Genomic DNA, 25427 nt, shown 5'->3' with positions numbered 1-25427 from the left:
TTTGAATAACTTCGGGCGGGAGCACTTTTCCCGCCCGAAAATACGAGGATATAATGAAGAAAGAACCTGGCATGTTTCTGAAATGGGTAAAATTCGCGGCATCCCTTGGCACCTGCCTGGCTTTTGTCTATGTTTTTCTACCGTATGTGACCCATTCAGTGGGCATCCTCGACAAGATGTCACAATATCTCGACAATAACGGTATTGACCCAACTCGCTATTATTACACTGATGTCGAACAGGTAAAAGAATCAGAGCATTATCTGGAGACAGTCCTTGACAAGTGATAACGAGGGAATTGAATCGATCTCTCAGATAACTGCCGTTAACCTCAACAAAAAAAAGACGCAGATTTTTGCCGCCCAGGAATCCATGTCCCGGCAACTGGCATTGCGTGTTCTCGAAAGACCAGTGCCTCGGGTCTGGATGATATTTATTCCGATTATCTTTGTCTTCTATTTCTGGAAACTGAAAGAGTATGAAAATGCTCTAAAAGATTTTTCCGAAAACCACCTGATTCCAGGGCGCAGGACACTGGAGGCGGCATTTACATCTCTTGTGAGTGGTCTTCCTGTAGATATTTCTTTGCTGGTGGATCAAATCGGCAATCAGCAGGAGACAACACGTCTTTTATCCGCTGAATGGTTCACTCTGCTTGCCAAACATTTTCAACTCCTCCTTACGGCCAAAGGCGACAGTTACCCGGAGCTGGTTCGAGCCGTATATCAGAACAAATCGAACTATCTGAAAGTCTGTCACCGATTGGGTAAAATTGAAGCCGCTTTTAATATGGCCCTTCTGGAAAACATTGAGGGGGACAGCGACGAGCTCCTCCGCGTCACCAAAGCAATGGCTGAAGGGATGAAGGATTTGCGACTTCAGGAGGCTGAACAAATATTTTAAACATCTTTTGATTCAAGGGACCCTGAGGATTGAAAAAGGGGATTTCCTAAAAAGGGGCAGAATTATTTATCGCAAATTTGCATAAATAGTTCTGTCCCCTTTTCTTTTATACTGACAATTCAGACACTGCCGGAGAACCGCAGAATTTTGCGCGGGGAAAGACTCGTTGCAATCACCCCTCTCACGAGCCGACGCTGCCCTTTACATGGCAAAAGAAAGAGGTCGCAACAGGGTTGTTTCTTAAGACTCAGCTCAAGACATGACTGATGCTTCAGCTCAACCCCGGCACAAGGGAGTGGCCATTCGGTCTCTCCACTGAAACCGACTTTTTTTCACATTCCTTCATCACAAAGGAGGTAATGTTTGTGAAAATCTTGTCTATTCCTTCCGTCTCAGGCAGAACAGCACGGATCATATCCAGATATCCTTTTTCCTTTAAACGCTGGAACGTCGGAATAAAATTGAGGTCATATACCCAGCCGACCTGCAGCAACTTGAAGTCGTTGAGAGTTTTCAGGTGTTTTATGTCGACAATTCTTCCGGCAAGGATGTCCTGCACCACGGCATCAGAAAAAACGGGGGTGTCTGGCAGGCCAAGTTCAAGCCCGGTGTTGGCTTTTTGGTCTCTCTGCTGGTAATACTCGGTCACCACCCGCCAGATATCGAGCTTGTCTGCATCTCTGAGCAATCTGGAAAAAAACAGGCAGGTTGCACTTTCCTCTGTCGGCAGGACAGCACGATTGTGGTAGGTGATGATGCGCAGAACAAGATCACGAACGGAGTCATCCAGCCTGGCCAGGACCTTCTTTTCCTGTAAAATTTTGACGCCAAATTGCGCATGGTTGACCGATTTCCCATCCATAAAAGTACCGTACCTGGCGAATTGCTCGAAACGACCGATGTCATGGAAAAGAGCGGTGATTTCTGCCAGGCGCAACTCGCTGGCATTAAGCCCGAGCTGCTGGCCCAGGTGGAGAATTTCACAGCAGACCCGCCTGGTGTGTTCTTCTTTAAGGTTAATATTCTGCTGTACCTCGTTGTTCTCAGATGTAAATGTCTGAACATAGGCTGCAAACCATTTTTTTAAATCGTCAATTATCTGTTCGTTCAACATGTTTACACTCCAATCTTGATACATTCGCGAAAATTTCAGAGCTATTATTCGGCGGGTAATTAGATCAACTCTGATTAAAGTCAACCCCCTTATAATACCATTCTGATTAAATTATGCCCGTTTAAGGAGGTCCAATCCCGGTTGCATCTGCTCTTAATAATTTCGGGAATTGCTACCAGTTTATTCCATGCGTTACCAGTCATTCCACTGTTATTGTTACGTTTATCTTCACCGTGTAGACAAGGCATGCCTTGTCTCTACAACACCATTGCTGAAATTACTGTTGTGCCGATTTTCACCAATGATGTGTAATATCATTTCTATTGGCGAATTTAAAGGCAGGGGGATGGGAGACAGGAGACAGGAGACAGGAGACAGGAGAAAGCAAAAGACGGAACAGCGAAAAACTTTTTGCCAAAGAAAAGCTCTATACATGCGAATAAAGGCAAAAAAAGAAGGACCGTTTGCGGGCAAACGGTCCTTCTTTCCTTCAGATACTCTGTTGAGTGAATTATTCTTTTACTTCAAGGGCATCCAGTCGCTGTTGTACAGCTGCAAGCGATTGCTGTAACTGATCAGCCTGGGCTCTCAGGGATTCTTGTTCATCTACCGGTGCAACCGGTTGGCGGTTGACTGCAGCCGGGCCGAAAAACCCCGCTCCACGTCCCCCACCACGTCCAGCCCCGGCAAAGCGTCCGCCGCCGCCGAAACCAGCACCACATCCCCGACGAAAGCCCATGCCTCTCCCAAAAGCGGCGTATTGATCTGTTGTTGGCGCATTCGGGTTGCATTGCCCCATTCCCCTGCCTGTCTGTGAACCTTGTCCCATTGGACCTGATTGGTCGAATCCTGGCATAATAGCACCTCATAGTTTGTTTTTACTGCAGATACCAGCGGTTGCCGTGTTCACAACCGCCGCCCTTTCTTCTACTTTTTTTCTACTGCTGCCTGTTCCTCCGCCTTGCCGGCATTGCGACGAACTTCCTTTGGGAGCTCCGCAGATGCCAGATCCCCCGCCGGTTCCTGCTCCCCGCCCCTGAGGTCCTGTTCCGTTTCTTCCTGGCATTTTATGACCTCTCCGGGTTGATTATTCAAAAGAGCTGCCTGCCGCCTGCCGTGACCACCTCCGCCCCCGCCGCGTCTCCTTCGTTGCATCCCCCTGCCTCTAATCTCATAATTGCCGCCTTCAATTCTCAACTCTTTTCCAAGTACCAGGGCATCGGCAACCCTTGCTCTGGCCTTTCCAAGCAATCGACCAAAAGTATGACGGGAAACTCCCATCATGGCAGCGGCCTTTTCCTGATCCAGATGTTCAAAATCGCTCAGGCGTATAGCTTCAAATTCCTCCACACTAATGAGCACCTCCCCGGTGACTGCAACTCCGCGGGGTACAAACGCAGCCATAACAGGGTAGGCAGAAACAAATCTCGGTTTAGTTGGGCGTGACATATATCCTCTCTGTTTTGCTCGTATGAGCATATAGTAGGTAAGATTTTTTATTATAGCAAGTATTAAATACTCTCAAACGAGCATAAAGGTGCCAATAAAGAGAATAAATAATGGGCAAACAACGCGAAATTACAGGGATAAAACCTTCATAATTGACTCTATCACAAAACAGCAGATTTATATCAACCACGTCTCTGCAGCCCTCTTTCTGCCGAAATCCCTGCCCCACCGCTCACTGGAGCAGCTGGTCTACGACCGTTATACTACCAGGTAGCCTGACATAAAAATACAGTTTTAGAGTTTCTTTCTTCTTACGGAGAGCTGGATTCAATCTTGTTTTTTGATATCAAATATTGTTAATATTTAGCAAATATTTAGCTTAAACAATTTACATCCTGCCAAAAAGAGTTTTTGACAGGAGCTTGAGCAAAATTGCCAGAAATCAGTCGAGATGCAGATTCGGGCCATAAAGGCAGACAAAAGCTTGTATTGTTTTGATCGGATACACCAGCACCAGAAACACATTTTTTTAAAAAAACCCGGGTTATTCATCCGTCAGCAACAGACACGGGGGATCTCATGACGGTAGACAATAAGGGTACCTTTGAAACAACCTGCGTTCGTTCCTATTCGAGGTACAGAAGGAAATTTATCCGCCTGTAACTTTTTGACATCGGAGTCTGGCGCTTACCTCCGAGGATAATTTTTTGACTGTAACAAACAAAGAAGGTGGGCGAAAGAATCAACTGATGCTGACAACCGCATCAACTCGAACGGAGAAAAAAGATGTTGCTTCGCTATACATATTTTCCCCGCCGGTTATGTGGAGGGATTATTCGGCGGACAAAAAAAGGAGGTGAGAGAAGAACACAAAACGTGCAAAATATTATCCAATATTAAACAACTTTCACAATAAAAATGGAGGCAGAAAAATGTTTACAAAGAAGATTAATTTTTTCGCTGTTGCTCTTGTCCTGTCACTGATAACTGCACCGGCAATAATGGCTAGATCATTTGCAGACATCTATATAGAATGCGGGCTTGGAGCAATGATAGCACCTCACACTTCACCTGTTGCTGTCGTCACCAATGTAACATGGGACCTGGGTACAACTGCAATTTCGTCTAACATCTCATGTCCGGACTCATGCGTGGGAGGGCAAGCTAAAAGTGCTGCTTTTATCTTTGATTCATATGAATCATTAGAAAAAGATATCGCCCGTGGACAGGGTGAATACCTGGATACATTGATGACATTGACAAATGTAAGCAAAGAATCTCAGGGAAAAGCAGTAAATAACCTAAGAAACAACTTTGCTTTCTATGTTGCAAATCAAGATTACACCAATCAAACAAAATTTCAAAAATCTGAAAATTTGTACAATATTTTATACAGCCAGAGTCCTTATTAAAGTTTCGGAAACAATATTAAGTGACTTCATAAAAGAAGGCATACTCTATGGTATTTCCTTTTAGAGTATGCCTTTTTATTGTCCATTAACCCTTGTAATACTTACCATTGTCTACCAATAAACTATACCCCTGTTTTTTATTATTTTTCTTTTACACTGTACTGACAGGATCGAATCATGCTATAGCTTATGAAGGGAGAGATCTTAACGAAGATGTAATAGAAAATTTAGCGAATGACCCCACATGGCTTAAATTACTGCACTTTAAAAGAAATAGAAGTAAAATACTAACAGAAGATTTTTTCCTATCTCCTGCTGGACGTTATGATCCAAAAGCTGAACTTGTTGCTACAATACACGCATATTCTGAATCAGACCCACACAAAAAAGACATAAGCCCTCGTTGTAAATTTCCCGCACGCTATTTTTGGCTTTCTCAAAAGATTTCATTGCCCAATTACAAACTGCATGAACCTCAGTGTGAATCTTTTGAAAAGTGGTCGTTACTCAATGATGTAAAATCAATGAGTTTGTTTCTTGTTAGTGGCTATTTTGGCAACCCTGCATCAGTATTTGGGCACTCATTCTTGAAACTTAATACATATTCACGAGATGACAAGGATGGATTATTTGATTTATCTATAAATTATGGTGCATTAGTTCCAGAAAACGAGCCCACCTTACAATATGTTGTAAGGGGTATTACTGGTGGATACCAGGCCGGGTTCTCTGATAAATATTTTTATACTCATGATTTGGTTTATTCTCGCACAGAGTTTCGTGATATTTGGGAATACGAGTTACTTTTGTCCGACTATCAGAGAAATCTTCTTATTTTACATATCTGGGAGGTCCTGGGGAGAAAATTTGACTACTATTTTTTAGATGAAAATTGTGCTTTTCGTCTTGCAGAGTTACTGGAGATTATTATCGAGGAACCGTTCCTTGATCAGGCTAAAAAATGGTATATCCCTGTTGAAACATTTTTCAGGCTGGAAGAAATAGACAAAAATAGAAGAGCTAAAGGTGACCAGGGATTAATAAAATTAGTTTGTTTCCATCCATCAAGCCAAAGAGAATTTTATTACCAGTTTGCTCAATTAACGAAAAGAGAAAAAGAAGCCGTTAAAACAATAATCAACGATGTATCGTCTACATCATCAATAACATCCTCCTTTCAACAACATTCACGACTCAGAATTATTGATACGGTCTTATCTTATTACAAGTACAGGTTAATTGCGGAAGAACCTTCACCAAGTGTTGAAATGCGTGAGAAAAAAAATGAGATATTGTTAGCCAGGCTCAGGTTGCCACCTCAAACAAAATCATTGTTCTACGGAATACCACAATTGAAATCACCAGCAAGAGGTAACCGTCCAATGTTAATGGGGATTGGAATGGGCCTGGATTCAACTGAAAGTACATACTTTAAATTACACTGGTCTCCATTCAGCCAGGAAATTGTTGGGCAAAATCACCTTGAAGGAGATGAACTTGTAGTTCTAGATACAACAATTGGTTTCAGGGCAAGTGATTATGGATTTTTTGTTGATAATTTTGATCTTGTCAGGATAAGGAAGTTAAAAAAAAATTCCCTGTCGATAGATGATGGAAACCCCTGGTCATGGCAATTACGCCTTGGAACTACTTTGACTGAGCATAATAATAAATCATACAATGATGGTATTTTTAGTTTTGGTGCGGGACGCGCATGGAGCCTGAATGAATCAATATCATTTTATGCAATGGTTGATACAGCTGCACATACAATTAAACCGTATGCCCGGTTGCGCCCTAATACTGGCATCATTACAGATAATGATTCAATCAAAAGTTGGTGGTATGCAGGATTCGAGAATATGAAATATAGCGAGAAGTTTGACTTCGTGTGGGGGAGCCAGATTCAATATAAAATATCTGAACAAATGGCGGTCTCCATAAGTTTCTCATCTGAAACAACAACAAAAATAGCAGCAGAGGTAAAGTGGTATTGGTAAGTTTTTAAAAAAGGAGATTATTCTTATGAAATTACACATTTTTATAATTTTCATAAAGAAGAAGGCTAAAAAACTCTCATTATAGTTTCAGTGGCTGAGATGCTGGAACTATAATGAGTAATCCGCTGTCAAATCTCATACGGTATTCAAGGAACCCTTACAAGATACGGTTATCAATCACCCGTTTCGCCTTGCCTTCAAAGCGTTCCAGACTGCGTTCTTCAACCAGCTTCACATCGATACTCAGACCGAGTTCCGCAGCGAGACTCTTTTGGATACCGTCTATGAAGGTGCGCTGTTTGCGCATCTCATCGAAGAAATAGCTTTCGCTGACCTCTACCTTCACGGTGCAGGTATCCTGATTATCTTTCCGATCGACAATAATTTGATAATGCGGCTGAGTTCCGTCGATACGGAAAATTGCTGATTCAACCTGCAGCGGGAAAACATTGACTCCGCGAATAATCAACATGTCATCGGAGCGACCGACAAAACGATCGAGGCGGTGAAAGGTTCTTCCGCAGGGACAGGGTTCGGTAATCATACGGGTGAGGTCACGGGTACGGTAGCGAATCATCGGAAATGCCTCTTTGGTCAGGGTGGTAATGACCACCTCGCCAATATCACCGGGTTTCACTGGTTCCAGCGTTTTCGGATTGAGGATCTCCACAAGGAAGTGATCCTCGTTGATGTGCTGCCCGTGAAACTCCTCACATTCACCAGCAACACCGGGTCCCATAACCTCAGAAAGGCCATAATTATCGCTGGCCTTGATGCCGAGACGCTCATTGATCTCCTGGCGCATTTCCTCCGACCACGGTTCTGCCCCGAACAAACCAAAGCGCAGGGAAAGGCCGTTGGGATTAATGCCCATATCCATCATGGTGTCTGCCAGTTTCAGGGCGTAGGACGGGGTGCAGACCAGCGCAGTGGTCTTGAAATCCTGCATGATCTGAATCTGGCGGCGGGTGTTACCGGCAGAGACCGGGATAACCGATGCCCCCAGCCGTTCCGCACCATAGTGCAGCCCGAAGCCACCGGTGAAGAGACCATAGCCAAAGGCAATCTGAATCACATCGTTGGGAGTAAGTCCGGCACCGCAAAGAATCCGCGCAACAAGGTTGGACCAGGTGATGATATCCTCACGGCTGTAACCAACGACGGTGGCATTTCCGGTGGTACCGGAAGAGGAGTGCAGGCGCACAACATCACGCAACGGCACGGCGAAGAGGCCGTACGGATAATTATTACGCAGATCCTGCTTGAGAGTGAAGGGATATTTGCGAATATCCTCCAGCGATTTAATATTCTCTGGATTCAATCCCAGTTTATGAAATTGATTTCGATAAAAAGGGACGTTGGTGGCGACCCGAGTGAGAGTATTTTTCAACCTTGCAAGCTGCAGTTTCTCCAACTCCGCACGCGGGCGGCACTCCTCTTTTTTCTGCCAGTACATCGATCAGTATCCTTTATCCAGTATAAATAGAAGTTGCAGGGGAAAAGTTGTCTCTCCCCGGAATTATTGCAGGGTACCCTGCAGGCTGAAAACGGCCACAGCTGCTTCACATGTTGTAGATCTGCTCCTTGCTCACCAGTTTCACACCAGTTCCTTCGAGAACCTTTACCGCATTCTCCATGTGCTCAAAGCGGGAAATGATGATGGCATTCTCACCGGAGCGATTGACGAAAGCATACATATATTCCACGCTGACCCCGGCATCAGCGAGGTGAGCGAGAACGGTGGCAAGGCCGCCGGTACGATCTTCGACCTCAATGGCAACCACCTCTGTAACAATAACGGTGAAACCGCCATCCTGCAGGCATTTTGCTGCTTTTTGTGGATTATCCACAATCAGCCTCAGAATACCAAAATCAGCAGTATCAGCCACTGACAAAGCCCGAATATTAATCTTATTATCTGCAAGAATTCTGGTGATAGCCGCCAGGCGGCCAGGCTTGTTTTCCACAAATACTGCAATCTGTTCAACGAGCATAGTGTTCTCCTTTTCTTGAGGGAACCTTGAAATATGTTTCGGGGAAATATCTCCCCGTTGATCAGCCCGGCTTTCAGCTCAATTTACGTCTATCGATAACCCGCGCGGCCTTGCCTTCACTGCGCTGAATAGATTTGGGCTCGACCAGTTTGACTGTAGTTGTTACGCCGAGATAATCTTTGATCTCTTTTTTGATACCTGCACCGAGACTCTCAAGACGGCGGACTTTGTCGGAGAAAAACTGCTCACTGACCTCCACCTCCACCGTCATGGTGTCGAGATTACCCTTCCGATCAACAACGATCTGATAGTGAGGTTCAACACCTTCCACACCCATCAGGACATGTTCCACCTGACTCGGGAAGACGTTGACACCGCGAATGATCAACATGTCATCGGTACGGCCGGTCACCTTCGCCATCCGCACCAGGGTGCGCCCGCAGGCGCAGGGCTCACGGTAGAGACGGGAAATATCACGGGTGCGATAACGGATAAGCGGGAACGCCTCCTTGGTGAGGGTGGTGAAGACCAGTTCACCCTCTTCACCCTCCGGCAGGACCTCGCCGGTTTCGGGGTCGATAATCTCCGGCAGGAAGTGGTCTTCCGCGATATGCATGCCGAGTTTGGAGAATTGGCACTCCTGCGCCACTCCCGGTCCCATGATCTCGGAAAGCCCGTAGATGTCGGTCGCTTTGAGGTTGAGCTTTTTCTCCACCTCTTCACGCATATTCTCACTCCACGGCTCCGCACCAAAAACGCCAATACGCAGAGACAGATTTTTTGGATCAATGCCTACGGCCTCCATCGCGTCCGCAAGGTTGAGTGCGTAGGATGGTGTGGAAAGCAGCACGGTGGAACCAAAGTCCCGCAAGAGACTAACCTGCCGGCGGGAGTTTCCTCCTGAAGCAGGCACTACCGCAGCACCAAGTTTCTCAATTCCGTAGTGTCCACCAAGTCCGCCGGTGAAAAGACCATACCCGTAGGCATTATGAACGATATCATTTTTTGTTGCTCCAGCAGTGACGAGAGACCGGGCAACGATATTGGCCCACAGGTCAATATCTTTTCTGGTATAACCAACTACGGTCGGTTTACCGGTGGTGCCGGAGGAGGCGTGAATCCGGACAACCTCAGACATCGGCGCGGCAAAGAGACCAAAGGGATAGTTATCCCGCAGGTCGTCTTTCACAGTAAAAGGAAGCAGCCGCAGGTCACCAATGCTTTTGATATGCTCCGGTTTCAGTCCGATGGCATCCATTTTGTCACGGTACGGCAGCACCCTGTCATACATCCGTTTAACCAGCTTCTGCAGACGGATCAACTGGATAGACTCCAGTCCCGCACGGGGCATGGTCTCTATCTCATCATTCCAGTATTGAGCATCCATGTATTCTTAAATCCTTTTGTACTTTATTTTTAATACGCTGTTATTGTGATATTAACGACACCTTGAACACGCAGAGAATTCCTTCATGTTCAAGGCTTGTGCATGGATGTCAACTCACGTTACGACCGAGGGCAAAAGCTTTGAGATTCACATCCCGAAAACGCTCTTTCACATGGGCCCTGATTACCTCTTCATAGACCGAGGTGGCCATCGGCAGGAAATTACTCAACACGCCGACCATGACCACATTAACGGTCTTGATCTCTCCTGCCTCACTCGCCAGAGCAAAAGCATCTACAGGAATCACCGTGATCCCTTTTTCGGTGAGTTTGTCGAGAATGTTCTCGGGATACTCAACCGAACCATTGGCAACAGAGGGAGGCAGCAGCTTCTGGGTATTGACAATCACCCGGCTGCCCTTGTGCAGCATGGGCAGGTAGCGAACAGCTTCCATCATTTCAAAGGCCATCTGCAGATCAACCTTTCCAGGTTCAATCAGCGGGGAATAGACTTTTTTACCATAACGAAGTTCGGCGGTTACGGAACCTCCACGCTGAGCCATGCCGTGTACTTCACTCTTTTTCGCGTCAAAACCCGCGTCGAGCAGAGCATAAGCCACAATCTCGCTCGCCAGCAGAATGCCCTGACCACCAACCCCTGAAAAGAGGATATTTCCTGATTTTTCCATGATACTCCTCCTTATGCCTCTTTACGGGTTATAGCATCGAATTTGCACAGAGAAGCACACTGCCCGCAGCTGTTGCAGATATTCTCGTCAATCTTCGAAACACCCTTCTGGGTTTTCTTGTACCCTTGTGCTTCAGCTTCACCCTCGCCAAACTTCGTCCAGCTGATCGCCGGGCAGCCAAGGCGGATACAGGACCCGCAGCCGACACAATTTTCCTGACGGGTATAATAACTTACCGGCTTGCGCTCTTTCATCTCCGGCAGCAATACACAGGGCGCACGGGAGACAACCACTGACATCTCTTCACAGTCGATGGCCTCCTTGAGGATCTTGCGGGTCTCCGGGACCTCATGGGGATTAACCGTCCAGATGTGTTTGACACCAAGCGCCCGACAGAGGCCCTCAATATCAAGACTGGTTGCCGGGTCTCCTTTTATCGACTTGCCGGATGCCGGATTCTGCTGCTGTCCGGTCATGGCGGTAATACGGTTGTCGAGAATAATCAGCGTTGCCGAAGAGCCATTATAAACGCTGTTGAGCAGGCCGGTGATACCGGAGTGCATAAAGGTGGAGTCGCCGATAACGCTGACCACCTTGTTGTGAACGGGTTCGCCTTGTGCTCCCGCGTTTTCCAGGGCCTTGATCATGCCATGGGCAATGGTAACCGAAGCGCCCATGCAGACACAGGAATCCATGGCGCTGAGCGGCGGCAGAAAACCAAGAGTATAGCAGCCGATATCACCGGAAACAAAGACATTCATCCGTGAGAGATTGAAGAAAATGCCACGGTGCGGACAACCGGCGCACATGTTCGGCGGCCGGGGTGGTAATGCACTGGCGTCAAAGCACTTCTCTGCAGTTTCCGGCGCAATGGAACGGCGGACAATGGCGGAATTGAGTTCCCCCTGATCTGGTACCAGCTCTTTGCCCTTGCAGGTAACGCCCATTGCTTTGATATGCGTTTCCAGAAAAGGATCCAGTTCTTCAACGATGAAAAGCTCGTCCACACTGTCAGCAAAAGCCTTGATTTTTTTCTCCGGCAGCGGCCAGCACATCCCGAGTTTAAGAACACTTGCCTCCGGGAAGACTTCTTTCACATAGAGATAGCTTACCCCGGAACAGATGAAACCCCGTTTCGTGTCGCCCATCTCAACGCGGTTAATTTCAATCGTCTCGGCTATTTCACGGTTTTTCGCCATGCGCTCTTCCACATAGGCACGGCGTTTGCGCGCCAGTGCCGGCAACATGACCTGCTTGGGAGCGTTTTTCACCACTGAGGCAACTGCACGGGGAGCAATCTCACCCTTCTCCACAATTCCTTTCACATGGCTGACCCGGGTGGTCATGCGCACCAGTACCGGGGTATCAAGTTCTTCGCTGAGACGATAGCCCAGTTTGATAAATTCTTTTGTTTCAGCAGGATCGGACGGCTCCAGCATGGGCAGCTTGGCGGCAAAGGCGTAGTTGCGGTTGTCCTGCTCGTTCTGCGAACTGTGCATCTCGGGGTCGTCGGCGGTGATCACCACCAGTCCGCCGCGTACACCGGTATAGGCTGCAGTAAAGAGCGGATCAGCGGCGACATTGAGGCCAACATGTTTCATGGTCGCCAGCGCACGGCTTCCAGCAAAAGAAGCCCCAATAGCTACTTCCAGCCCTACTTTTTCGTTGGGTGCCCACTCGCAGTAAACCTCATCATATTTGACGAGATTCTCAAGAATTTCGGTAGACGGCGTTCCGGGATACCCCGAAGCGACAGAAACAGCCGCTTCGAATGCACCGAGGGCAAGTGCCTCGTTTCCCGACATCCAGAATTGATTTTTGTTCATACCTTCTCCATAAAGAGTAAATATTCAATAAATATAGAAAAAAGACATCGGGTAAACTAACCCGTAGAGAGATGCTCGGCAAGTGAAAAAGGTCCGTGAAATGAATGGTTGAAGGTTTTGCGCAACCAGGAAAAGAACAGTATAGTTTGGAAAGAATTGGTATACGTAGCGGGTTTTGAAGACAAATAAGAGATAATTTAAAAAAGGAGAAGCAACCATGTATATCGGTCGGATCATGCACCGGGATCTTATCACTGTTCATCCGGAAACCAGTATTGCTGAGGCAGAACGCCTTGTTAAAAAGAAGGGAATCGATCATCTGCCGGTGGTAAACAGCAGCAACAAACTTGTGGGAGTGATCTCTGATCGTGATATTAAAAGCTACTCTGCCTCCCCCGCCACCACCCTTTCCGTTCATGAATTGACCTATCTTCTGGAGAAACTTGAGGTTTCCGAACTGATGAGCAGTCCGGTAATCACGGTTCCCCCGGAGACCACCATCGAACGGGCCGCCTATGTCATGGTGGAAAAACATATCAGCTCCCTGCCGGTAGTGGATGGTGAAACGCTGGCAGGTATCATCACACGCACGGACGTTCTCAAGTTTTTGTTGCGGACCATCGGCCTCGGCGAAGACAGTGCCCGCATGGAGATCTTTGTACGTGACGGTATCGGTCAGCTGGCCAGAATATGTTCCATTTTCCGTGACGCGGACATCAACATCATGAGTCTCATCAGTTGTCCTGAACCTGAATATAAAGGAATCACTCAGCTCGTACTGCGGGTAAACAAAAATGATGAGGAAAAAGCTTTGGCGACCCTCAGGGAAAAAGGCATCAAAGCCAAAGGAAAATATGTTACAGATATCACACCATGGCTGCCCGAAGAGTAGAAAGGGCAGTTCCACTCTCAAAGGAAAATAAAATGACAATGAGCCAACCGGAAAACAGAGTTTTTGCTGTAAGTGGCAGTCCACGGAAAAATGGCAATTCAGATCTTCTCTTGAAAGAGATTGCATCCGGGGTTAAACAGCACGGCATACCGGTAAGATCTCTCAATCTGACACAGGTGCAGTTTCAAGGTTGTATCGGTTGTGAAAAATGCAGAAAAACAAAGATATGTACAGGGTTGATTGACGGCATGTCGACCCTCTATCCGGATATTATCGCCGCAAAGGGACTGGTGCTTGTCTGCCCCACACATAACTATAATATTACATCGTGGATGAAGGCGTTTATAGACCGCCTCTATTGTTTTTACAACTTTGCTGATGACTGCCGCCACAACTGGTCAAGTCAACTGGCAGATCAGGGGCGCAAAGCGGTAATCGTCGCCATCTGTGAGCAGGAAAATAAAGAGGATATGGGCTTTACCCTTGAGGCCATGCGCGTCCCGCTTACAGCACTGGGGTATGAAATTGTCGGGGAGCTTGCCGTTTTCAATATATTCACGAAAGGCGGGGTTCGAGATAACAGCGAGGTAACAGCTCAGGCCGCTGAGCTGGGGCGAAAGCTGGCGAATTCGCTCTGAATATTTATTTCAGGGTCCCTTCAGGCGGATGGAACCTCTTCCCCAGTCCGTTGTCCAGTGAATCACTCACCGCATCAGAGAAGAAACTCTCCCTGCAGCCCTGAGCGAGCCATCGGCGTAGAGAGCCGCCCGCCATTCATTACGGCGACGAGGGGGTTCTTCATTCTCTCAGTCACCTGCGGCAGAAATTGCACCATGCTCTTCGGGTTATCACTATTCTCTTAAAAGTCACTCCAATACACTCCATAATTTTGAGCTGATTTTGACATCAGCCGACCCGGAATTTCTATGAGCACCCAAAGTATAATCAAACCGACTCCGAACCTTATCGCCCCCCACTTTCACTACTCCTGTGAGGTCGTTCACCTTGCAGAAGATGACGCGGAAGGTGTCCTCGTCTCCGAGCTGGTTCCTGCTGGACAGGTACTGGCCTCTTTTCCTCCTGGTGAAAGAAAGCATGAATCTCTGGAGATCGGAAAAAATACCCGCTGGTACGGAGACTCCATCGTCGCCGAAGTCGCCGGGTATCCGCGCTGTGTCAACAAGCGCATTGAGCACACCATCACCTTCGCGGATACCATGGAAATTGAACCACTCTTTGAGGTCTCCCCGGACGCCATGAGTGTCACACTTTCTCTCCATCCCATCCTTGCCGGATGCCGATCTCTCATCAGCGAGGATATCCACGTCCTGCTCAAAGCCCAGGGAATTATCTGCGGCATAAATGAAGCACTGCTCGCCGAGCTGCCCACCCTGCTGGTAAAACACGCCGGAGAGTTCGTCAAGATGGTTATCGCCCGCGGGGTACCGGTGGAAGAGTCGATCGACTCGCACCTCCACTTTAACATGCAGATTGGGCCCATCTCCGGAGTTATGCAGCAAAACGACGTTATCGAATTCCGCGAGCGCCGCGCCATGGTTGCCGTCGAAAAGGGGCAGGTCATCGCCACGAAAATCCCCGCAGTGCAGGGCCGCTCCGGCATGACCATTTACGGCAGAGAGATCCCGGCACGCAAAGCAGTTGATTTTAGAACTTTACTGTTGAACGACGTCATCTTTTCCCGTGTAACCAATGAGATTCAGGCAACCAGCTCCGGAACACTCTCCATCGTCAGAAATAACATCATCAAGGTCCTTCCCAGTCAGACGATTCACTCCGACGTTGATTCCACAACCGGCAGCATCACTTCCAAAAACAATCTCACCATCCAGGGTTCCGTCCAGCCGGGATTCCATATAGATGCCGAAGGAGATGTGAATATATCGGAAGGGATATACAACGGAGAAGTTCGATGTGATGGAAACCTTGTTGTTAAAGCCGGGGTTACCGGTAAACGCAGCAGACTCAAGGTGGGCGGGGATATCGATCTTAACTTTATCGAACAGGGCAGAGCACAGTGTGAAGGCATCTTCGTTCTCCGCTCACAGGCCTACTACGCCTCAATTGAAGCGGGCGAAAATGTACGCTGTCACCCTCAAAGCAAGGTAATGGGCGGCACCATTCTCGCGCAGAGAAACGTCTCTCTTGGGGATGTGGGAGGTGAGAACTCCCGACCGGTGGAGATTGCCGCCGGAGTGCTGCCGGAAAGATTATTGCAGTATGAAGAACGCCAGATGGAGATAAACAGAATACAGGAAGAGATAATCGATTATCTCGAAAAGTTTTCCGGCAGCTCCTTCTCCAGCGAGATACGCCGGATGGAGAAAAAGATTGCCGGGCTGAAGCTCCTGCAACTGCGCCTGAACATGATTCCCGGCTCGGGGATCTGGTCGCGCACGGCACCGCCCACTCAGGAAGATATTGCCCATATTGCGAAGTACAAAGTAAAGGATTACAGCACAGAAAGAGCGATTGACATCCAGACGGTCACCATTGATGTAAAGGGAACAATCGTTGCCAACAGCATGCTGCGTATCGGTAACCGCACTCTCACCCTGGAAAAAGCGATGACCATGCAGCGCTTCAAACTGAGCGACAACGGGAAACGGATCGTGGCGGTCACGCTGAAGAGATAACAACCTGAGGGGGGAAGCTTATGTAACCACGAATGGACACGAATTTTCACGAACAGGGACAACACATTAAACGAAAACGTTTGTATTGTTTCACGGGTTATCGGTGATGGTTACCATTTCGCTGATTGCCGCCACCGTAGAGACAAGGCATGCCTTGTCTACACAACAACATTGTGGGAAACCACTGCCGTGCCGATTTTCCATCAATGGTGATGAATCAATACAAAATGGAAATGGTATTATACCATTTACATTTTGTATTAACCAGATAACGCAACTGCGTGGAAATTTTTTTGGGCTATTACAAATGGATAAACAGGATGTAAAAAGAGCATAACTTAATAGAAATGGTCTAATCATGCGAAAAATGGCATTTTTTATAAAAGCGTAACTTCTTAAAGTTTTTTGCCTTTATTCGCATGATTAGAGCTTTTATTCGTTGGCAAAAAGTTTTTCGCTGTTCCGTCTTTTGCTTTTCCCTGTCTCCCGTCTCCTTTCTCCTGTCTCCCTTTTTCCGTCCCCTGCCTTTGAATCCGCCAATACAAAATGGAAATATTATACGCGTCCCCTGTTCTTCAGCCGGGAGAGAAGGCTCTTTATCCGCCCCAGACGATGGCCGTAACGGGCGTTAAAGGCATAGAGCGGCCAGCCGCAGTAATAGAGCACGGAGAGTACAGCAAGACAGCGTATCCCCGGCCCGCCCGCGATATTCCCAATGGGCATGACTTTGGCAAAAAGTATCATGCGTGTCAGACGCGCGTGGCTGTTGCCAGCCAGATCGAAATTCTTCTTTTGAATCTTCTCTTTCATTGTTTTCATCCTACTGATTCAATCGTGACCGCAGGTGAAACAGATAACGGCGCAAACGCAGCAGCGGACTCCAGCGCAGTTTCCTTTCACTCTGATCCCACAGCTCACGTCCGGCATTTTTGAAAAATTCCGCTTTCGGCTTCTTTCCACCGTGAAAATCATCCAGATGCGACCGATTCCGCAGCAGCATTATTTCCTCGGTCTTCGGGAACGCCAGCCTGCTGACCAGCAGATAGTTGAGCCATGGCTTGAAATCTCTATACCCCCAGCCAAGCAGGCGTACCGCCTGTCCGAAACGGACGGCCGAGTCATAAATCCCCTGCTGTAACGGCGCAAAATAACTGTCCTGTACATTCTCTTCCATGCCGAGGGCATCGTCCGTGCGCCGAAAAATCAGCTCATACCCCTTCTCGTTATCACTCAGTCTGTAGCCGTTGAGGGTCGGATACGGTGCGCGGCAGGCCTCTTCAAAGATGTCGCGGGCATAGAAAAGCGCGGAGGCTGCAAAATCAAAGCGGTTCTGGTCGTAGATCACCCCGGAGATATTGTTTTTCCCGGTGGTCGGGAAGGAAATTCCCCGGGTTGCTCCGAAGAGCAGACCCCTGCAGACCGGCGCATCGTCGCGATGGGAGACAGCATCCACCAGAAAACGCTGAATGGAACCCAGCCAGCCGACGTCCACCACCGCTACCCGTTTATGGGAGAAAAAGCCAACGTCCTCAAGATATTTCTGCAGCGCGGCATTGGCATCAGCGGTCTGCGCCTTCACCTCCATCTGAAATTCCTCATCATCCAGAATCCGTTCAAAGGCACGGCGGTCCTCCTGCCGATACCCCTCATGGATATGACTCAGACAGGTGGTAACCTCAAGGCCGAAACGGGCAAAGATCTCTGTAAAGGCCTCCGCCTCAAGACTGAATATGCGGCAGAGATCAGTAAAATCACGATTCCCCGGCGGCAGGAAGGCAATATCTGCACTCTCTTTCTTCAGACCGCCATGAGCACAGGAAGCACCAGCCAGCGCCATACGGCTGACGTAGAGATATTCAATCTCCGGCAGTTCTTCACCGGGATAGATCAGCGGCATTGCCTGCTTCCAGTAACGCTCAAAAGTCCACCCTTCCCGGGAAAAGAAGAAAATTTTGCTCAACTTTTCCTTGCGGCATATCTCACGGATCTGCTGCAGGAAGATGCCGATCAGCGGACCGATAAAATTATAGCCTTCACGGTACAGCGGTTCCCGGGGAATATTTTCCCCCTCAAGGGGAGCCATCACCTGCTGCAGCAGGCGGCCGCGCCAGAAAGGTTTCCCATCACTGTAATTCCAGTAACGGCGAAGAAGAGACTTGCGGAGATCCTCCTGCGGGTCATGAATCAACAGCGGGGTAATTCCCGCCTCCTTTGCCCGCAGCCCGTCAGAAAAAGGGTTGTCACCGACATGCAGCCAGTCTTCCGGCTGTATGTCGAAGCGCTCTGCCATCAGCTTCCACCCCTCTCCAGAGGCCTTGGCGGCGAAGGAATCTGCCGAGGAGATAATGGCTTCGGCATACTCACTCAGGCCGGCGTGGTCAGTCAATTTTTCGAGATGGTCAGCTGGCAGATACATGTCCGAAACAATAAAGATCCGCTTCCCCGCTGCAGAGAGCTCGCGCAGCCAGCCGACCAGCTCTTCCCGGGGTACAAGCATGCGGTTTTCCATTGCCATTTCATACACCGTGACGTCGGCAAGCAGATCCGCCCCCAACCCGCCGAAGATCTCCACCAGCAACCGTTCCATGAAGATCGGATAGCAGGCCTCGTGATCAGCGTGGGTGCGGCCGATCTCTGCACGCATCTCGTTTTCAAAACGATCGCGCAGCTCCTGAACCTCCACTGCAGAACGTTTGATACCCTGTTTCTTCGCCAGCGTGGCGATATAACGGGCCACCGGCAGCTTTACAAGATCCGGGTCATGAATCCGCCGGACAAGCAGAGTGTCAAACAGATCAAAACTGACAACGGATTTTTCTTTGGCGAGCCGACGGCCAGTCTCAATGAGATTTTTGAGGGAGTAGCAGGTATTGTTTTTCATCAATTCCGTTTCATTTTTTTTGCGACAAAGGCTCGCAGACTCTTCGCCAGCATCGCCGCTGCCGGTCGAACGCCCGCCACCACGCCGGGTTGCAGCTGCTGCTGCACCTCGTGCAACTCATCACCCAGTTCAACAAGCCGCTCCGCGCCTGCCTCAATCCGCTGGCGAAACTCCTGCGGCACAGCCTCGGTCATGTATTTTGCGATCAGCTGCTGGTCCTGACGACGGCCGATGATCGCGGCTTCACCAAGGGTATTGCCATTATGAATCCGATAGAAGAGCAGCCTTTCATCATACAGATATTGCACCTGCTTCGGGAAGGCGAGCATCAGACGGAAGATGTAATCATAGTCGTGCAGATAACGCAGAGAACAGAATTTCCCCACCTTCTCCACTGCCCTGCGGGTCATAAAGAGGTTGGAGGTCGTCACCATGAAATTGCCTTTAAGAAAAGCGGTGTAGATATCGCCGCTGGCTAAGTATGTCTCGCGATTTTTCCGGTGCCAGAGATTCCATCCGAAATCAGGATCGGAGAAGATCACTCCGGTATCAGAGATGGGCGAGACGTCGGTAATCACGACCTCGGGAGTCACCCCTGTAGAAGTCTGCCGCTCAATACAGGCGAGAATGCGCGCAAAGCGGTCGGTGGTATAGATATCGTCGGAATTGAGAATGGAGATATATCTGCCCCGCGCCATGCCGAGCCCGCGGTTGATGGTATTGAAGGCGTCCTGATTTTCCTGATGATAAAAGGAGAGCCGGGGATCATTATATTCCTGCACCACTGCGGCGGTGCCGTCGGTGGAGCCGTCGTCGATGACAATCAGCTCGAAGTCAGCCACCGTCTGGCCCAGCACGCTGTCGATGGCCGCGCCGATAAATTTTTCATGGTTATATGCCGGAATCACCACTGAGATCAGCGGGGTCTCATCACCTGCCATACGTCCTCCTTATGAACGCTTCTCCAGCCCGCTGATATCCAGCAGATGAATTTCCCGTCCTTTCACCTCAATAAGACCTTCGCAACCCATCTTCGTAAAGATGCGCGAAAGCGTCTCTGCACTTGTTCCCAGCAGGCTGGCCAGCTGTCCCTTGGAAATCTCCAGGCGGACGCTTTCCTGGCTCTTTTGCTCCTCCCTCAGGTAAAGCAGATACCCCGCCAGCCGTGCCGGAACTTCTTTGAGAGAGAGATCCTCGACCTGCTGTGCAAACTGGCGCAGCTTCAGCGCCAGCACGCCCAGCATGTTCATGGCAAGAGTCGGATATTTTTCCACCAGCGCCGCAAAACTTTTCCGTGGAAAATAGAGGGTTTTCACAGCGGAAAGAGCTTCCGCCGAGGCGGGAAACGGCGTGCCGTGAAACACCGGCACCTCGCCGAAAGTTTCCCCCAGCCCGAAGATATGGAGAATCTGCTCCCGGCCGCTGTCCGCCACCTTATAAATTTTCACCCGCCCCTCTGTCAGCAGATGAAAACCTGTTCCGGGATCGCCCTCAAAAAAGATGGACTCTCCGCGGGCATAGTGTTTCTCCACTGAAATCCCGGAAAGCACTGCAAGCTGATCGGCAGGAAGTGAATCGAAAAGGGAGCTTGATAGAACGAGGTTTTTTTTTATCATTTCACCAGCAATACGAGTGGGTTATAATGAAACATCCTGAAGGGATGTCGATGACTGCAGGAAGTTCTGATAAAATTCCTCTGCGCGGCACGGTTAAGCCACGTTTCACTCTCTGTTTCGAGTAGCTTACCTTATGACAAAGCCTGCGTCCCGTCAAAGAAAAATAATCCATATTGACATGGATGCATTTTTCGCCAGTGTAGAGCAGCGGGACAACCCGCAATACCGGGGAAAACCACTTATCGTCGGCGGTTCGCCGAGGAGCCGGGGAGTCGTTGCCGCCTGTTCTTATGAGGCGAGGGTTTTCGGTATTCACTCGGCCATGCCCTCTGCCCACGCCGTACGCTGCTGTCCGCAGGCTCTTTTTGTTCGCCCGCGCATCGACCGCTATCGCGAAGTCTCCCAGGAAATAATGGGAATTTTTCACAACATCACCAACCTCGTGGAACCACTTTCTCTGGACGAAGCCTTCCTTGATGTCACCGAAAACAGTTGGGGCGAGTGTTCCGCCACCCGTCTCGCGGAGATCATCCGTAAAGAAATTTACACCGCCACCGGCCTCACCGCTTCTGCCGGCGTCTCCTGTAACAAGTTTATCGCCAAGGTGGCCTCCGATATAAACAAACCGGACGGCCTCACCCTGATCCCTCCCGAGCAGGCAGAGGCATTTGTTGCCTCGCTGCCCATCGGCAAATTTTACGGCGTAGGGAAAGCCACCAAAAAGAAGATGCTCGCCCTCGGGATCAAGACCGGTGCCAGCCTTCGCCAGTGGACTCTGCCCGATCTTACCTTCCACTTTGGCAAGTCCGGTCAGTTTTTCTACAATATTTCCCGAGGTCTTGATGAGCGCCCGGTGCAACCCGGCCAGATGCGGAAATCAACAGGCAGAGAGACCACCCTGAGTGAAGATATCGACGACATCCTGGAAATCCAGACTATCCTCAAGGAACTTGCCCGCGAGGTGGGAGAGAGCCTGTGTACACTCCATGAGAGAGGTTTTACCCTCACCCTGAAGGTCCGTTTTCAGGATTTCACCACCATCACCCGCTCACACACCAGCCAGATACCGATTACCAGTGACTTTGATATCTACACGCTGCTGCCGAACCTCCTCACTCAGGTGGAGTTCTACGGTAAAAAAATACGTCTGCTCGGCGTCAGCGTGGGGAAACTCACCCGCAACGACGAGCCACACCAGCTTTTGCTGCCCTTTATGAAAAAAGGGTACCTTGAAATTACATCTTCCGAGAAAAAAATTTAGCTGTAAACAGGCAGATGAGTGATTATTCAATGTTCCCAAAAGTACCGACGCATATACAATGGGACGACTGACGTCCCGCCCCACAAAAGAGAGTAAGAATGAAAGACCTGTTGAAAGCCATCTGGAAGATACTGAAATATGTGGACAATTTTTTCACCTTCATCCGTCATGGCATCCTTAACGTCATCCTGCTGATCTGTGTAATCGCGGTGGCAGTCGCGGTACTCAATCGTGAGGATAAAGAGGCCACGGCCTTAAAGATCCCTGAAAACTCTGTGCTGCAGCTCAACATCACCGGCAAGATTGTCGAACAGGAGATTTCCAGCGACACCCTCTCCTCCCTGCTCTCCGAGCTCAACGATGCCGATAACGCCAATACCTGCCTGCAGGATATCCTTGATGTTATTCACCATGCAAAGAACGATAAACGCATCAAGGCGATTTTTCTCGACACCAGTAAAATGGATGGAGCCTCCCTCAATCAGCTCACTGTTATCGGCGAGGCTCTGAAGAATTTCCGTTCCTCAGGGAAAAAAGTGCTGGCAGGGGCCGACAGCTACAGCCAGGGTCGCTACTATCTCGCCTCCTGGGCTGATACCATTATGCTCAACCCGATGGGTTCCGTTGATATCTTTGGTCTGGGGCGGTACTCCCTTTACTTTAAAGATGCAATCGATACGCTGAAGATGAAATATTACATCTTCAAGGTCGGGACCTATAAATCCGCCATTGAACCGCTGATCCGTAACAGTATGTCCGATGCCGATAGAGAGCAGTCGATGCAGTGGCTCGATTCCCTCTGGGGGGACTACAGCAGCCACGTGGTCGCCAATCGCAGATTGAAGCCCGACGCACTGCAGCTCTACACTGAAAATATGCAGCTTAATCTTGAGACCCTCAACGGAGACAGTGCCAAAGTTGCCAGAGGTGCCGGGCTGGTGGATATGCTCGCCACCCGCCCGCAGATGCGGGATGAAATAACCAGAGTTGCCGGGGAAGACATGGAATTGATCCCTCTGCGCCAATACCTTCAGGAGGGAGGTGTGCCCCGCAGCTTCGCTGGCCAGGATGGGAATATCGCTATTATCATTGCCGAAGGAACGATCATTGACGGCAAGGCCCCGACAGGACAGATCGGCGGTGACACCATCGCTCAGATGCTCAAAGATGCACGCCTTGACGATAATATCAGGGCGGTTGTACTGCGGGTCAACTCCGGCGGTGGCTCAGCCTTCGCCTCAGAAGTAATTCGGGAAGAGCTGCTGGAACTGAAGAAAAGCGGCAAAAAGATTGTTGTCTCCATGGGCTCCATGGCCGCTTCAGGCGGTTACTGGATCTCTGCCAGTGCAGATAAAATCATCGCCAGCCCGACCACCATTACCGGCTCAATCGGGGTCTTCGGCGTCCTGCCCAACTTCAGCGACAGCTTGAATGCCATCGGTGTACACAGTGACGGCGTGGGAACTACCCCTCTCTCTGCGGGGATAAACGTTGTGCAGCCGCTGTCGAAAGACATACAGGCGATGATTCAGCTCTCAGTGGAAAATACCTACAACCGTTTCCTCAATATCGTCGCCAGCGGTCGGAATATCTCCATGCGCAGGGTCACGCAGATAGCCGAAGGCCGGGTCTATGCGGGAAGAAAGGCACAGCAGCTCGGCCTGGTTGACGAACTGGGCGACATGCAGCGGGCCATCATCGTAGCGGGGAAACTGGCGAAGGTACAGCCGAAGCCCATCCTCATTCGTCCGAAACAGACTATGAAAGAAAAACTCATGCAGTTCCTCCGTTCAGCCAGGGCGGACGTCACCGCTTTTATGTTCGGCGACCAGCTTGGCAGGGTTGTCAGCGAACTGGAGAAACAGCATTCAGTCGCGATTGACAGCGCACTGGGGAAATTCAATGATCCAAAGGGAATTTACTCCTGGGAACCGGGAATACGGCCAATACGCTGAGAAGAGTAGAGGATACCTTGAAGTTCCCGTTCCTCTGTAATGCCATACATTTTGTATTGGTGGATTCAAAGGCAGGTGGATGGGAGAAGGGAGACGGGAGAAAGGAGACAGGGAAAAGCAAAAGACGGAACAGCGAAAAACTTAAAAAAAATATTTTAAAATTAAACAGAAAATTGCTACCACGGAAGACACGGAAAGCACGGAATATTAGAGCGAAAAACACTCAATATCGACTTTCGGATGACTACCAAAGTTGATTAATAATCCTGGTTTTAAATTTGTTACTTTAAGATAATTGATGTTTTCCGTGTCCTTCCGTGTTTTCCGTGGTAGCCAATCTTATTCATAATAATCCTGGTGCACCGTACGGCTTAACTTCGGATACAAACGTTTTCGTTTAATGCGTTGTCCCTGTTCGTGAAAATTCGTGTCTATTCGTGGTTACAAATGACAAAAGGAACCACAAATGGACACGGATAAACACGAATTATTACTCATTCGTAATCGCCAAAAAAGATGTCCACGCGGTCACGTTATTTGGTCAGTAAAAAATGTAATTGGTATAATCACTATTTGAGAGAAAAAGATATGACCAGTTTTAGAAACACCATGCAGCTTGCCGAACACGCCGATTTCATGGCACTTGACTTCGAGACAGCCTCAAGTTCAATGGAGAGCGCATCCTCCGTAGCAATTGTCTTTGTGAAAGACGGCGAGATTGTCGGCGAAACGCAGTCTCTTATCCATCCTCCGGGGAACACATTCAACAGCTTCAACATCGAGCTCACCGGCATTACCCCGGAGATGACGCAAAACGCCCCTACTCTCGCTGAACTGTGGGAGGACAAGGGCATGGATATTATCATGAAGGAGTTTTGCCCCTTTGTCGCCCATAATGCCGTGTTTGATCACACTGTTTTGCATAAAAGTCTGGAGATATACGGCATCACGATTCCTCGTCTCTCCACCACCTGTACTGTCCAGCTCTCCCGTAAAGTCTTTCCAAAGCTTCCCAACCACAAGTTGCCGACCGTCTCAAAACATCTCGGCATCGAACTGAACCACCATGACGCCCTGAGTGATGCAAGAGCCTGCGCCATGATCATGGTTCGTATCGAGAAGATGAACAGAACGCTCTTTGCCATGCAGTAATACCATTCCTATTAAGTTATACCCCGTTTTGTCTGCTGTTTATCCATTCATGGTTACAAACGACAAAAGAAACCACGAATGGACACGAATAAACACGAATTATTACTGAAAAAACCATGTAACTACTCACCCCCCTCGAAAAATTAATAAATAAAAAAAAGCTTGACAGGTTTTTCAAGGGCAAAAAAATAAATTTGAGACCCATTGAAAAATGGTCGATTTGAGCCTGCTGGCGCTACCATA

Annotated in this window: 24 protein-coding genes and 1 pseudogene; 11 read left to right on the top strand and 14 right to left on the bottom strand. The window is 48.9% G+C overall.

Annotation, left to right across the window (positions count from 1 at the left end; all coding sequences use genetic code 11):
• Positions 1–53 precede the first annotated feature (53 nt).
• Together JWG39_RS13035 and JWG39_RS13030 are read left to right on the top strand one after the other, a co-directional pair.
• Positions 54–287, top strand: a complete 234-nt coding sequence (locus JWG39_RS13035; RefSeq protein WP_205219858.1) for a hypothetical protein — start codon at positions 54–56, stop codon at positions 285–287.
• Positions 277–903 carry an NF038143 family protein gene (locus JWG39_RS13030; RefSeq protein WP_205219857.1) on the top strand — a complete coding sequence of 209 codons (627 nt, stop codon included), beginning with the start codon at positions 277–279 and terminating at the stop codon, positions 901–903. Before JWG39_RS13035 ends, JWG39_RS13030 begins: the two co-directional genes overlap by 11 nt.
• A gap of 271 nt (positions 904–1174) precedes the next feature.
• On the opposite strand, the gene JWG39_RS13025 is transcribed toward JWG39_RS13030, so the two are convergent.
• From JWG39_RS13025 to JWG39_RS17145, 4 genes and pseudogenes are all read right to left on the bottom strand, one after another.
• Complete coding sequence (locus JWG39_RS13025; protein WP_205219856.1) at positions 1175–2017, bottom strand: HD domain-containing protein; 843 nt, start codon at positions 2015–2017, stop codon at positions 1175–1177.
• Between the two features lie 511 nt (positions 2018–2528).
• A complete protein-coding gene (locus JWG39_RS13020) occupies positions 2529–2873 on the bottom strand; it encodes a DUF5320 domain-containing protein (protein WP_205219855.1) in 345 nt (114 codons plus the stop codon).
• A 9-nt stretch (positions 2874–2882) separates the two neighbouring features.
• Entirely contained in the window at positions 2883–3083 is a 201-nt protein-coding gene (locus JWG39_RS17150) for a DUF5320 family protein (protein ID WP_369130626.1), read from the bottom strand.
• 113 nt (positions 3084–3196) lie between these two features.
• A pseudogene (locus JWG39_RS17145) lies at positions 3197–3466 on the bottom strand (DUF134 domain-containing protein); the annotation flags it as partial.
• A gap of 88 nt (positions 3467–3554) precedes the next feature.
• On the opposite strand from JWG39_RS17145, the gene JWG39_RS13010 reads away from it, so the two are divergent.
• From JWG39_RS13010 to JWG39_RS13000, 3 genes are all read left to right on the top strand, one after another.
• Entirely contained in the window at positions 3555–3740 is a 186-nt protein-coding gene (locus JWG39_RS13010) for a hypothetical protein (RefSeq protein ID WP_205219853.1), read from the top strand.
• 658 nt (positions 3741–4398) lie between these two features.
• The gene (locus tag JWG39_RS13005; RefSeq protein WP_205219852.1) at positions 4399–4878 is read left to right on the top strand and encodes a DUF3015 family protein; all 480 of its coding nucleotides are present in this window, start codon (positions 4399–4401) and stop codon (positions 4876–4878) included.
• A 107-nt stretch (positions 4879–4985) separates the two neighbouring features.
• Entirely contained in the window at positions 4986–6878 is a 1893-nt protein-coding gene (locus JWG39_RS13000; protein ID WP_205219851.1) for an Lnb N-terminal periplasmic domain-containing protein, read from the top strand.
• Between the two features lie 157 nt (positions 6879–7035).
• Here the strand turns inward: JWG39_RS13000 and JWG39_RS12995 are convergent, their stop codons facing one another.
• The 5 genes from JWG39_RS12995 to iorA all read right to left on the bottom strand — a co-directional run bounded on the left by JWG39_RS12995 (position 7036) and on the right by iorA (position 12773).
• Complete coding sequence (locus tag JWG39_RS12995) at positions 7036–8334, bottom strand: phenylacetate--CoA ligase family protein (protein WP_205219850.1); 1299 nt, start codon at positions 8332–8334, stop codon at positions 7036–7038.
• 106 nt (positions 8335–8440) lie between these two features.
• Positions 8441–8872 carry an ACT domain-containing protein gene (locus JWG39_RS12990; protein ID WP_205219849.1) on the bottom strand — a complete coding sequence of 144 codons (432 nt, stop codon included), beginning with the start codon at positions 8870–8872 and terminating at the stop codon, positions 8441–8443.
• Positions 8873–8945: 73 nt separating this feature from the next.
• Positions 8946–10259: a phenylacetate--CoA ligase family protein gene (locus JWG39_RS12985; RefSeq protein ID WP_205219848.1), complete on the bottom strand. Its 1314-nt coding sequence runs from the start codon at positions 10257–10259 to the stop codon at positions 8946–8948.
• 109 nt (positions 10260–10368) lie between these two features.
• Positions 10369–10947, bottom strand: coding sequence for an indolepyruvate oxidoreductase subunit beta (locus JWG39_RS12980; protein WP_205219847.1), 579 nt, complete (start codon positions 10945–10947; stop codon positions 10369–10371).
• An 11-nt stretch (positions 10948–10958) separates the two neighbouring features.
• Positions 10959–12773 carry an indolepyruvate ferredoxin oxidoreductase subunit alpha gene (gene iorA, locus JWG39_RS12975; protein ID WP_205219846.1) on the bottom strand — a complete coding sequence of 605 codons (1815 nt, stop codon included), beginning with the start codon at positions 12771–12773 and terminating at the stop codon, positions 10959–10961.
• A gap of 217 nt (positions 12774–12990) precedes the next feature.
• Here iorA and JWG39_RS12970 point away from each other — a divergent pair, with 217 nt between their 5' ends.
• The 3 genes from JWG39_RS12970 (at position 12991) to JWG39_RS12960 (ending at position 16319) form a co-directional block, all read left to right on the top strand.
• Positions 12991–13665 carry a CBS and ACT domain-containing protein gene (locus JWG39_RS12970; RefSeq protein ID WP_205219845.1) on the top strand — a complete coding sequence of 225 codons (675 nt, stop codon included), beginning with the start codon at positions 12991–12993 and terminating at the stop codon, positions 13663–13665.
• Between the two features lie 32 nt (positions 13666–13697).
• Positions 13698–14303, top strand: a complete 606-nt coding sequence (locus JWG39_RS12965; protein ID WP_205219844.1) for a flavodoxin family protein — start codon at positions 13698–13700, stop codon at positions 14301–14303.
• Positions 14304–14591: 288 nt separating this feature from the next.
• Entirely contained in the window at positions 14592–16319 is a 1728-nt protein-coding gene (locus JWG39_RS12960; protein ID WP_205219843.1) for a flagellar assembly protein A, read from the top strand.
• 555 nt (positions 16320–16874) lie between these two features.
• Here JWG39_RS12960 and JWG39_RS12955 read toward each other — a convergent pair.
• The 4 genes from JWG39_RS12955 to JWG39_RS12940 are packed head-to-tail and all read right to left on the bottom strand — an operon-like array spanning position 16875 to position 20816.
• On the bottom strand, positions 16875–17129 hold the full coding sequence (locus JWG39_RS12955) for a hypothetical protein (RefSeq protein ID WP_205219842.1): 255 nt from the start codon (positions 17127–17129) through the stop codon (positions 16875–16877).
• A gap of 10 nt (positions 17130–17139) precedes the next feature.
• A complete protein-coding gene (locus JWG39_RS12950; RefSeq protein WP_205219841.1) occupies positions 17140–19200 on the bottom strand; it encodes an HAD-IA family hydrolase in 2061 nt (686 codons plus the stop codon).
• Positions 19200–20141: a glycosyltransferase family 2 protein gene (locus tag JWG39_RS12945; protein WP_205219840.1), complete on the bottom strand. Its 942-nt coding sequence runs from the start codon at positions 20139–20141 to the stop codon at positions 19200–19202. The genes JWG39_RS12950 and JWG39_RS12945 overlap by 1 nt, the downstream gene beginning before the upstream one ends.
• Positions 20142–20150: 9 nt before the next feature.
• A complete protein-coding gene (locus JWG39_RS12940; protein WP_205219839.1) occupies positions 20151–20816 on the bottom strand; it encodes a Crp/Fnr family transcriptional regulator in 666 nt (221 codons plus the stop codon).
• Positions 20817–20949: 133 nt separating this feature from the next.
• Here JWG39_RS12940 and dinB point away from each other — a divergent pair, with 133 nt between their 5' ends.
• The gene (gene dinB, locus JWG39_RS12935) at positions 20950–22077 is read left to right on the top strand and encodes a DNA polymerase IV (protein WP_205219838.1); all 1128 of its coding nucleotides are present in this window, start codon (positions 20950–20952) and stop codon (positions 22075–22077) included.
• Between the two features lie 98 nt (positions 22078–22175).
• Positions 22176–24032, top strand: coding sequence for a signal peptide peptidase SppA (sppA, locus tag JWG39_RS12930; protein WP_205219837.1), 1857 nt, complete (start codon positions 22176–22178; stop codon positions 24030–24032).
• A 207-nt stretch (positions 24033–24239) separates the two neighbouring features.
• On the opposite strand, the gene JWG39_RS17140 is transcribed toward sppA, so the two are convergent.
• The gene (locus tag JWG39_RS17140; RefSeq protein ID WP_369130627.1) at positions 24240–24332 is read right to left on the bottom strand and encodes a GxxExxY protein; all 93 of its coding nucleotides are present in this window, start codon (positions 24330–24332) and stop codon (positions 24240–24242) included.
• Between the two features lie 288 nt (positions 24333–24620).
• Here JWG39_RS17140 and JWG39_RS12925 point away from each other — a divergent pair, with 288 nt between their 5' ends.
• Positions 24621–25184, top strand: coding sequence for a 3'-5' exonuclease (locus JWG39_RS12925; protein WP_205219836.1), 564 nt, complete (start codon positions 24621–24623; stop codon positions 25182–25184).
• Positions 25185–25427: the final 243 nt, after the last annotated feature.

The organism is Desulforhopalus vacuolatus (assembly GCF_016918505.1).
Taxonomy (GTDB): Bacteria; Desulfobacterota; Desulfobulbia; order Desulfobulbales; family Desulfocapsaceae; genus Desulforhopalus; species Desulforhopalus vacuolatus.
Note: the sequence above shows the minus strand (reverse complement) of the source record. Positions and strands in the feature narration are given on the sequence as shown.

What these genes read in the sequence shown, in the direction of transcription:
- JWG39_RS13035 (WP_205219858.1), top strand. Translation starts at nt 54, where the DNA reads ATGAAGAAAGAACCTGGCATGTTTCTGAAATGGGTAAAATTCGCGGCA.
- JWG39_RS13025 (WP_205219856.1), bottom strand. Translation starts at nt 2,017, where the DNA reads ATGTTGAACGAACAGATAATTGACGATTTAAAAAAATGGTTTGCAGCC.
- JWG39_RS13020 (WP_205219855.1), bottom strand. Translation starts at nt 2,873, where the DNA reads ATGCCAGGATTCGACCAATCAGGTCCAATGGGACAAGGTTCACAGACA.
- JWG39_RS17150 (WP_369130626.1), bottom strand. Translation starts at nt 3,083, where the DNA reads ATGCCAGGAAGAAACGGAACAGGACCTCAGGGGCGGGGAGCAGGAACC.
- JWG39_RS13005 (WP_205219852.1), top strand. Translation starts at nt 4,399, where the DNA reads ATGTTTACAAAGAAGATTAATTTTTTCGCTGTTGCTCTTGTCCTGTCA.
- JWG39_RS12995 (WP_205219850.1), bottom strand. Translation starts at nt 8,334, where the DNA reads ATGTACTGGCAGAAAAAAGAGGAGTGCCGCCCGCGTGCGGAGTTGGAG.
- JWG39_RS12990 (WP_205219849.1), bottom strand. Translation starts at nt 8,872, where the DNA reads ATGCTCGTTGAACAGATTGCAGTATTTGTGGAAAACAAGCCTGGCCGC.
- JWG39_RS12985 (WP_205219848.1), bottom strand. Translation starts at nt 10,259, where the DNA reads ATGGATGCTCAATACTGGAATGATGAGATAGAGACCATGCCCCGTGCG.
- JWG39_RS12980 (WP_205219847.1), bottom strand. Translation starts at nt 10,947, where the DNA reads ATGGAAAAATCAGGAAATATCCTCTTTTCAGGGGTTGGTGGTCAGGGC.
- iorA (WP_205219846.1), bottom strand. Translation starts at nt 12,773, where the DNA reads ATGAACAAAAATCAATTCTGGATGTCGGGAAACGAGGCACTTGCCCTC.
- JWG39_RS12970 (WP_205219845.1), top strand. Translation starts at nt 12,991, where the DNA reads ATGTATATCGGTCGGATCATGCACCGGGATCTTATCACTGTTCATCCG.
- JWG39_RS12965 (WP_205219844.1), top strand. Translation starts at nt 13,698, where the DNA reads ATGACAATGAGCCAACCGGAAAACAGAGTTTTTGCTGTAAGTGGCAGT.
- JWG39_RS12960 (WP_205219843.1), top strand. Translation starts at nt 14,592, where the DNA reads ATGAGCACCCAAAGTATAATCAAACCGACTCCGAACCTTATCGCCCCC.
- JWG39_RS12955 (WP_205219842.1), bottom strand. Translation starts at nt 17,129, where the DNA reads ATGAAAGAGAAGATTCAAAAGAAGAATTTCGATCTGGCTGGCAACAGC.
- JWG39_RS12950 (WP_205219841.1), bottom strand. Translation starts at nt 19,200, where the DNA reads ATGAAAAACAATACCTGCTACTCCCTCAAAAATCTCATTGAGACTGGC.
- JWG39_RS12945 (WP_205219840.1), bottom strand. Translation starts at nt 20,141, where the DNA reads ATGGCAGGTGATGAGACCCCGCTGATCTCAGTGGTGATTCCGGCATAT.
- JWG39_RS12940 (WP_205219839.1), bottom strand. Translation starts at nt 20,816, where the DNA reads ATGATAAAAAAAAACCTCGTTCTATCAAGCTCCCTTTTCGATTCACTT.
- dinB (WP_205219838.1), top strand. Translation starts at nt 20,950, where the DNA reads ATGACAAAGCCTGCGTCCCGTCAAAGAAAAATAATCCATATTGACATG.
- sppA (WP_205219837.1), top strand. Translation starts at nt 22,176, where the DNA reads ATGAAAGACCTGTTGAAAGCCATCTGGAAGATACTGAAATATGTGGAC.
- JWG39_RS12925 (WP_205219836.1), top strand. Translation starts at nt 24,621, where the DNA reads ATGACCAGTTTTAGAAACACCATGCAGCTTGCCGAACACGCCGATTTC.